At 70.3% G+C, this 6,842-nt stretch carries 5 protein-coding genes and 1 pseudogene; 3 read left to right on the forward strand and 3 right to left on the reverse strand.

Translation table 11 applies throughout. The features are described from left to right. The 3 genes from ABZ565_RS35105 to ABZ565_RS35115 all read right to left on the reverse strand — a co-directional run. A partial coding sequence (locus ABZ565_RS35105) for a beta-ketoacyl synthase N-terminal-like domain-containing protein (protein WP_361036346.1) occupies window positions 1-137 on the reverse strand: 137 nt, incomplete at its 3' end. Window positions 138-223: 86 nt separating this feature from the next. Continuing rightward, window positions 224-2,839, reverse strand: coding sequence for an AAA family ATPase (locus ABZ565_RS35110; protein WP_361036334.1), 2,616 nt, complete (start codon window positions 2,837-2,839; stop codon window positions 224-226). Between the two features lie 117 nt (window positions 2,840-2,956). Continuing rightward, window positions 2,957-3,751: an alpha/beta fold hydrolase gene (locus ABZ565_RS35115; protein WP_361036337.1), complete on the reverse strand. Its 795-nt coding sequence runs from the start codon at window positions 3,749-3,751 to the stop codon at window positions 2,957-2,959. A 555-nt stretch (window positions 3,752-4,306) separates the two neighbouring features. Here ABZ565_RS35115 and ABZ565_RS35120 point away from each other — a divergent pair. The 3 genes and pseudogenes from ABZ565_RS35120 to ABZ565_RS35130 form a co-directional block, all read left to right on the forward strand. Beyond that, window positions 4,307-5,461 carry a ParA family protein gene (locus ABZ565_RS35120; RefSeq protein ID WP_361036340.1) on the forward strand — a complete coding sequence of 385 codons (1,155 nt, stop codon included), beginning with the start codon at window positions 4,307-4,309 and terminating at the stop codon, window positions 5,459-5,461. Continuing rightward, window positions 5,458-6,453 (forward strand): ParB/RepB/Spo0J family partition protein, encoded by a 996-nt coding sequence (locus ABZ565_RS35125; RefSeq protein ID WP_361036343.1) that lies wholly within the window; start codon window positions 5,458-5,460, stop codon window positions 6,451-6,453. Before ABZ565_RS35120 ends, ABZ565_RS35125 begins: the two co-directional genes overlap by 4 nt. A gap of 280 nt (window positions 6,454-6,733) precedes the next feature. Beyond that, window positions 6,734-6,826: pseudogene (locus tag ABZ565_RS35130) on the forward strand (TcmI family type II polyketide cyclase); the annotation flags it as partial. Between the last annotated feature and the right edge of the window lie 16 nt (window positions 6,827-6,842).

Here is a 6,842-nt window from a genome sequence, read left to right on the forward strand (position 1 = left end):
ACCGCATCGAACCCACCGACCAACCCCTCCCAAAACTCCCCCGGCCCACCCTCAGCACCCGGAAAACGACACGACATACCGACAACAGCAATGGCGCCGTCAGGGCCGTTTTTCGGCATGCCAAAGTCCGGATTCATGATGCCTGTCTCCACTTCGTCACCAGGTCGCACCGCAGGGGTCCAAGCCGATCGTCACAACGTCGGCTAAAGCCCGTCTTGCGTGCTCACTGGACTCCGACATGCTCGAAAATGTCGAGCTGCAAGTCGATCGGCAGGTCCTGCCGGCGGGAGATGTTGAGCTTGCGGTAGATCCGCGTGAGGTGCTGCTCGACCGTGCTCGTCGTGACGAACAGCTTGGCCCCTATCTCCCGGTTCGTGAATCCGGCGGAAGCCAGGGACGCGACGCGCCGCTCGGACTGGCTTAGAAGGGCCACGTCGGGCTCGGGGGCCTCCGCGGTGCGGCGATCCACCTCGGCGCCGGAGTCTCCGCGCTGCCGGCCCGGCAGGATCTCCCCGCAGAGCGGTGTCGCGTCGCACTCGTCAGCCAGCTTCCACGCACGCCCGATGACGGAGCCTGCACGCGGCCCCTCGCCCAGCGTCTGGAGGCTCCGCCCGAAGTCAGCCACGGCCTTTGCGAGTTCCAGGCGGTCACCGCAGCCTCGCAGGTCGGCGACCGCCCGGGTGAGGAGGGCCGGCCGGCCGCGCGTCTCCTCGGTCGCGGCGTGCAGGCGCAGCGCCATGCCGCGGGTCCGCGCGCCGATACCCGGTACGGCGAGCTGCGCCGTAGTCAGCACGCGTGCCTCACAGGGGCGGCGCAGACGCAGCAGGGCGTCGGCCGCGTCGATACGCCAGGGAAGACCGCCGGGATGGTCCAGACCCCACCGTCCGGCCAGGCGGCCCACGTCGAGGAACTCGCTCAAGGCGGCCTGGGCACGGTGCGTGGCCAGGTAGTACAGGCCCCGCGCGTGCAGGTACGGCAAGGCGTGCACGGTGCCGGGCAGCTGGTCGGGCAGGGGCAGCGGAAGGTGCCGGGCAGCATCGTCGTAGCGGCCCATGGCGGTGAGCGCGGTCACGAGGACCGCGACGGGGCGGTACATGAACGTTCCGCCGCGCCCCGCGACCGCCGCCACGGCAGCGCCCGCCGCGCGCTCGGCACCGGCGAGGTCACCGAGGTGGACGAGTGCCTCGGCGCGCAGCGAGGCGAACATGGCCTGCCAGCCGCGGGCCCCGCGGCGTTCGGCATCGGCGTGCAGTCGCTCGCACCGGGCGGCGGCCCGGCGCGGGTGCCCGGTGTGCAGCAGGATGCGTACGGCCTGGACCAGCGGTTCGAAGGTGTCGTGTGCCAGCGGGGTTCCCCCGAGCAGCCGCTCGGCGGTGGATGCGTCCCAGGGGTCACCCGGGTGGGTCCACAGCGCGGCGCAGAGCCGGGTCTCGTCACTCTCGGAGGCGGGCGGGACCGCGAAGAGGTCGCGCAGGGCCCCGGCGCCGGAGGGCACCAGCCGCAGTACCTCCGCCGCCTCCGCCACCCGCCCCTGGGCGACGAGCAGACGGGCCAGTGAGCCCGTGGGCGCGCCGGAGCGCCCGGCGCGCAGTGCGGCGAGCGGAGCGTCGAGGTGCTGCTCGGCGGCGGCGGGGGTGAGACGCCAGGTGAGGGCGGCGAGTTGCAGGCCGATCCGCCACCGGGTCGGTTCGTCGTCGGTTCCGGCGTGGGCGAGCTGCAGGCAGGCAGCGGCACGCTCGGCCTCGTCGGCGGCAAGGGCCTGCTGTCCGGCCCCGCAGAGCGTACGCACGGCCCAGTCCCCGGGAGCGCTGCCGTACGCGCGCAGGTACGAGGCGACGGTCTCGGCTTCGGCCCGGTCGGCGTACAGGACCTCCGCCGTACGGCCGGACAGGCGGGTGCGCTCGGCCGCTACGAGGGTCTCCAGCGCGGCGGCGGCGATGTCGGGATGCCGCAGTACGGGCCCGTCGGTGAGTCCGGTCTCGTCCAGCGCGGCGAGGGCCCGGGCGGCCTCGGCGGGCGCTGCCCCGGCGACGGCTGCGGCGCGCTCGAGGGTGGCGTGGATCCCGAGGACGGCCAGGGCGAGGGCGAGGTCGCGGGCAGGGCTTCCGCAGCGCTGGAGGCAGGCCCGCACCGCGTCGGCGAACGGCCCCGCCGGTTCGGGATGGGCGATGTCGTACTCGGACAGCAGGGCCCTGAGCAGCAGCGGATTGCCTCCGGTGCGCGCGTACAGACGGTCGGCCGATGCGCCGAGCGCCGCGCCCCGGAGGCGGTCGCGCAGGAGGGCGGCGGTGGCGGCGCGGTCGAGCCGGCTGAGGCGGATCCGGTCGAAGCCCGGGTGGCGCAGCAGTTCGGTGACGGCATCGCGGGCACCCGCGCCCGGGCCGCCGAGAGGGCCGGTGAGCACGATGAGCAGGCCGGTACCGCGCGGGGCCTGGACCGAACCGGTGAGGCAGGCGAGGGAGACCGCGTCGGCGTACTGAAGGTCATCGAGGCAGATGACAAGGGGCGCGGGACCGTCCAGTCTCCGGACGGCCGCGGTGAAGGCGGTAGCCGCGGAAGAGGCGGGGGCGGCCCCGGGGGGCCGGGCGGAGTGTGTGCTTAGCGCCTCGGCCCACTCGTCCAGCGCGCGGTGGCCCGTGGCGGATCCTTCGGGGGTGGCAGCGGCCCACAGCACGGTCGCCCCACGTCCGCGGGCGGTGTCAGCGACGGTCCTGAGCGTTTCGGACTTCCCGCACCCAGAGGCTCCTTCGATGAGCACGATGGCGGTGGCACCGGCCTCCGCCGCAGCGAGGGCGGCGTTCAGTCGGGCGAGTTCGGTGTCCCGGGACAAGAGCGTCATCAGCCGTTTCCCCCGTTGCGCAGCGTCACTTGTCCGCCCAGCGTAGGGAACGGCAGAGGCGCTCACCCCCGCTCCGCAGTGGCCAGTAGCTGCCTGGCCACAACTCCGCGCGCCGGATCAGCCGACGACGCTGTCGAGCCGCTCCTGGCCCAGAGCCGCCAGGTCGTCGGCGATGGCGCGGGTCACCGCGTCCTGCTGCGGAGTGAGGTAGAAGTGGCCGCCGGGGAAGCTGCGGAACGTGAAGTTTCCGGAGGTGTGCTCGCGCCACTCCATCGCCTCGTACAGGCTCACCCGGGGGTCGGACTCCCCGGTGAGCACGCTGAGCGGGCAGCTCAGCGCCCTGTCCCGGCCGGGGGCGGGCTGGTAGCGGTACGTCTCAATGGCCTTGAAGTCGGCGCGGATGGCGGGCAGCACCATGCGGACGATCTCCTCGTCGGCGAGCACACCCGGGTCGGTACCGGCCAGTTGGCGGATCTCCGCGATGAGGGCGTCGTCGCCCTTGGTGTGCACGCTGTCGGGGCGCGGCATGTGCGGGGCGCGGCGGCCGGAGACGATCAGGCCGAGCGGCGGTGCGCTCTCCGCCTCCATGCGGCGGGCGAGTTCGAAGCCCAGTACGGCGCCCATGCTGTGCCCGAAGAGCACCAACGGGCGGTCGGCCCAGGGCCGCAGCGCCTCGTGGATGCCGTCGACGAGATGCTCGGTGACAGTGATCGGAGGCTCGTGGCGGCGGTCCTGGCGGCCCGGGTACTGGATGGCCAGGACGTCGGCATGGGCGGCCAGCGCCTGCGAAAAGGAGAAGAAGGCGGAGGCCGTGCCCCCCGCGTGCGGGAGGCAGACAAGGCGGTACGGCTGCTCGGGCGCCGGATGGAAGCGGCGGACCCACAGCTCCGTGTCGGTGTCGATGGTGCTCATTCCCGTTCCTGCTTCCTACTCGTTGCTCGGTACTCGTCGAGTGCGCGCAGGGCAAGGTAAAGGTCGTTGGTTAAGCCGTACTTGTGTGGGTGAACGGGACGCGGGGGTTCGGAAGCCGGATCACGGCGTTCGGGTCGCGCGGTGCCACCCCGTCGGATCTCCCGCCATCGGTGCTCGTGCAGCCCGACCGGGACCCTGGATCTGAACGGACAGCTGGCTGTCATGAGGCGCCGATGGCAACCACCTCGTCCGGGTTCACCGCCTCGTACGCAGCACCGCTCCCCCACCGCACTGAAGCGCTGTAGCTGATAACGGCGTTATCGCCGACAGCGCTTCGTCTGCGGTTCGCCGTGACAGCTGCGGCGTTGGCATCGATGCGCGACATCCTGCTGTCGCCCGTGAGAGCTCGACGTGTGATGGTCGGCCAGTACGTGTGCAGCCGCGGGGATTCCCGACGAGGAGCCACCAGGTTGATTACGCCGTTATCAGTGAGGAGAGCGTCGACACGCAGTGGCGGAGTGTCGCATCGGCGAGTGAAGTTAGTAAGCTGACCTCATGGTTACTCCAAGCACTGCTGGAGACAGAGAGAAGGTCGTCTCCAAGCTGCCGTCCTGGCTGCGCCAGGACCTCAAGGTTCGTGCCGCAGAGCTCGGCATCGACATCCAGGACGCGGTGTCGGCAGGCATCACTGCCTGGCGCTCAGCCGTCCCCGAGGACTGTCCTCCTGTGGACACATCAGGTTCGTCCTCGTTCTCGACCTGGCTCCCCCCAGGCCAGTGGGAGGAACTCAAGGCCACCTGCACGAAGCGAGGAGGCCTGCCGTTCGTCCAGGGTCTCGCGCAGTCCGTGCAGATGTGGATGAGCACTCACCCCTCCCCCAGGCACCGCCCGGTCACAGGCGTGGTCCAGCGCAAGGTGGTCATAAACCAGAAGGGCGGTGTGGGTAAGACAGCGATCGCGGCCGGCGTCGCCCAGGCGCTTGCCGAGGACGGCATGCGGGTCCTGCTCATCGACTACGACCCGCAAGGGCACCTGAGCGACCAACTCGGCGTGGAGCAACTCACCCCGGGAACGGACAGCTTGGTCCTGCACATGTGCGGCGAAGCCAAGGGCGCCCTCACAGACCTGATCGTCACGATCAACTCCCCCCGATTCGAGAAGCGCCTGCATGTACTGCCGGCCTGCCCGGACGGCTTCCTCCTCGACGCCAAGATCGCGGTGGCGCGTATGCGGAACAAGGAAGCGGCGCTGGAGCGAGCCCTGCAGCCGGTGGAGAAGGATTACGACGCGATCGTGATCGACTGCCCCCCGAGCCTCGGTATGGCGACCGACGCGGCCATCTACTACGGACGGCGCCGCCCGGGAGAGGCCGTAGGCGTGTCCGGCATGGTCATCCCTGTGCTCGCGGAGGACTCCTCAGCCACCGCCTACGCCATGCTCGCGGACCAGATCGAGTCGCTCAGGGAGGACCTCAACCTGGAGATCGAGTACTTGGGCCTCGTGGTGAACCTCTACGACTCCCGACGCGGTGTGGTCGCCACGTCCTCCCTCCGAGAATGGCGGAACCTGGAGGACCAGCGAGTGCTCGCGGTCATCAATGACCTCAAGGAACAACGCGAAGCCGTCCGCAAGCACATGCCTCTCCTTGAGCACTCCCCCTACTGCGACCAGTCCGAGGGCATGCGGCAGATCGCGAGGCAGATCTCATGAGCAAGGAAGAACAGCTCGGTGCCTCGTCCTCATTCGCCAGGGCCGGCAAGGCTCGCAGCGTTCGACGGCAGCTGACCGATCAGGCGTTCGGAACCGGCGACCCGAGCGAGCTGCCCCTGAGCGAGATCAGCGCCAACCCCGACAACCCGCGCGAGACCCTCGGCGACGTGTCCGGCATGGCAGCCAGCCTCGCCGAGATCGGCCAGGTCCAAGCGATCACCGTCGCTTCCGTAGGGGCGTATCTGAGGGATCGGCCGGAGCGGGCATCCGAGCTCGAGCCCGGGGCGAGTTACGTCGTCGTGGACGGGCACCGGCGGCTGGCGGGCGCACAGGCCGCTGGTCTGGCGACAATAAAGGTGAGCGTCGATGATGCCCGGGTCACCACCGACGAGGCACTGCTGGAGGCCGCGTTCGTCGCCAACGCGCAGCGTGAGAACCTCTCCGACCTTGAGGAAGCTGCGGCGCTGAAGACGCTGGTTGCGTTCTACGGTTCGCAGCACAAGGCAGCGCGTCGGCTGGGTGTGACTCAGCCCTACATCTCGCAGCGCCTGTCCCTGCTTGACCTGGCTCCCGATCTTCAGGCCGACCTGGAAGCGGGGCGCCGGAAGGTCGAGCATGTACGGGGCCTGGGGAAGCACTCGCCCCAGGAGCAGCGCCAGCTCGCCGATACGCGAGCACAGCAGGCTGAAGAGAAGAAGCGGCGCCGCCAGTCCCCCACGGCCAAGCCATCTGCTGATAACGCCGTTATCGCTCCTGCCGGTCCCCCGGCTGCCGATAACGCCGTTATCGGTTCAGGAGCGGCCAGCAGCCACCCCCGGCCGGGAGCCGTCGAAGCGGAGGCGCCTGATAACGGCGTAATCACTCAAGCCGCAGACGACTCCTGGGAGAACCGCCTACCGTGGCACAGCCCACAGGCCCTCAACAGAATGGCCCGCGAGCGTATGACCGCCGAAGACCGGCGAACGCTCTCGAAGCTACTCAGCCAGGAATGACGGCGCCCGAGCGCCCCTGCCCCAAGCGCACTCATGGCAGGGGCGCTCAGTGATGCACGTCGTACGCTGACGCGCACGCATCGGGTGCTGACGTACGGCGTCCCAGCCGCCGAGACCGGTCCGGCCGGCCCGACCGCCGCCGGCATCGAACCAGCCCTCCTACCCCGGCCCAGCGCTCTCCAGGTACGCCCCACGAGGGCCAAGACGCACAGTAGCGGCAGGATGCCAACACCGGCGGCTGTAGCTACCGCTGCCGCAAGCGGCCACCCAATGGACTCACGTGACGCGGGACCACAAGCCCCACATCGCGGCCTACGACCCCGCCACCTGGCGCTCGCCGGCCGATGCGCTGGCCCAGCGCTTCTACCATTAGAGCGCCTCGTGACCGC

Source organism: Streptomyces sp. NPDC016469 (assembly GCF_040632905.1).
In the GTDB taxonomy this organism is placed as follows: domain Bacteria; phylum Actinomycetota; class Actinomycetes; order Streptomycetales; family Streptomycetaceae; genus Streptomyces.

Bases quoted from the DNA above. Each gene is read 5' to 3' on its own strand.
- ABZ565_RS35110 (WP_361036334.1), bottom strand. From the start codon at position 2,839: ATGACGCTCTTGTCCCGGGACACCGAACTCGCCCGACTGAACGCCGCC.
- ABZ565_RS35115 (WP_361036337.1), bottom strand. From the start codon at position 3,751: ATGAGCACCATCGACACCGACACGGAGCTGTGGGTCCGCCGCTTCCAT.
- ABZ565_RS35120 (WP_361036340.1), top strand. From the start codon at position 4,307: ATGGTTACTCCAAGCACTGCTGGAGACAGAGAGAAGGTCGTCTCCAAG.
- ABZ565_RS35125 (WP_361036343.1), top strand. From the start codon at position 5,458: ATGAGCAAGGAAGAACAGCTCGGTGCCTCGTCCTCATTCGCCAGGGCC.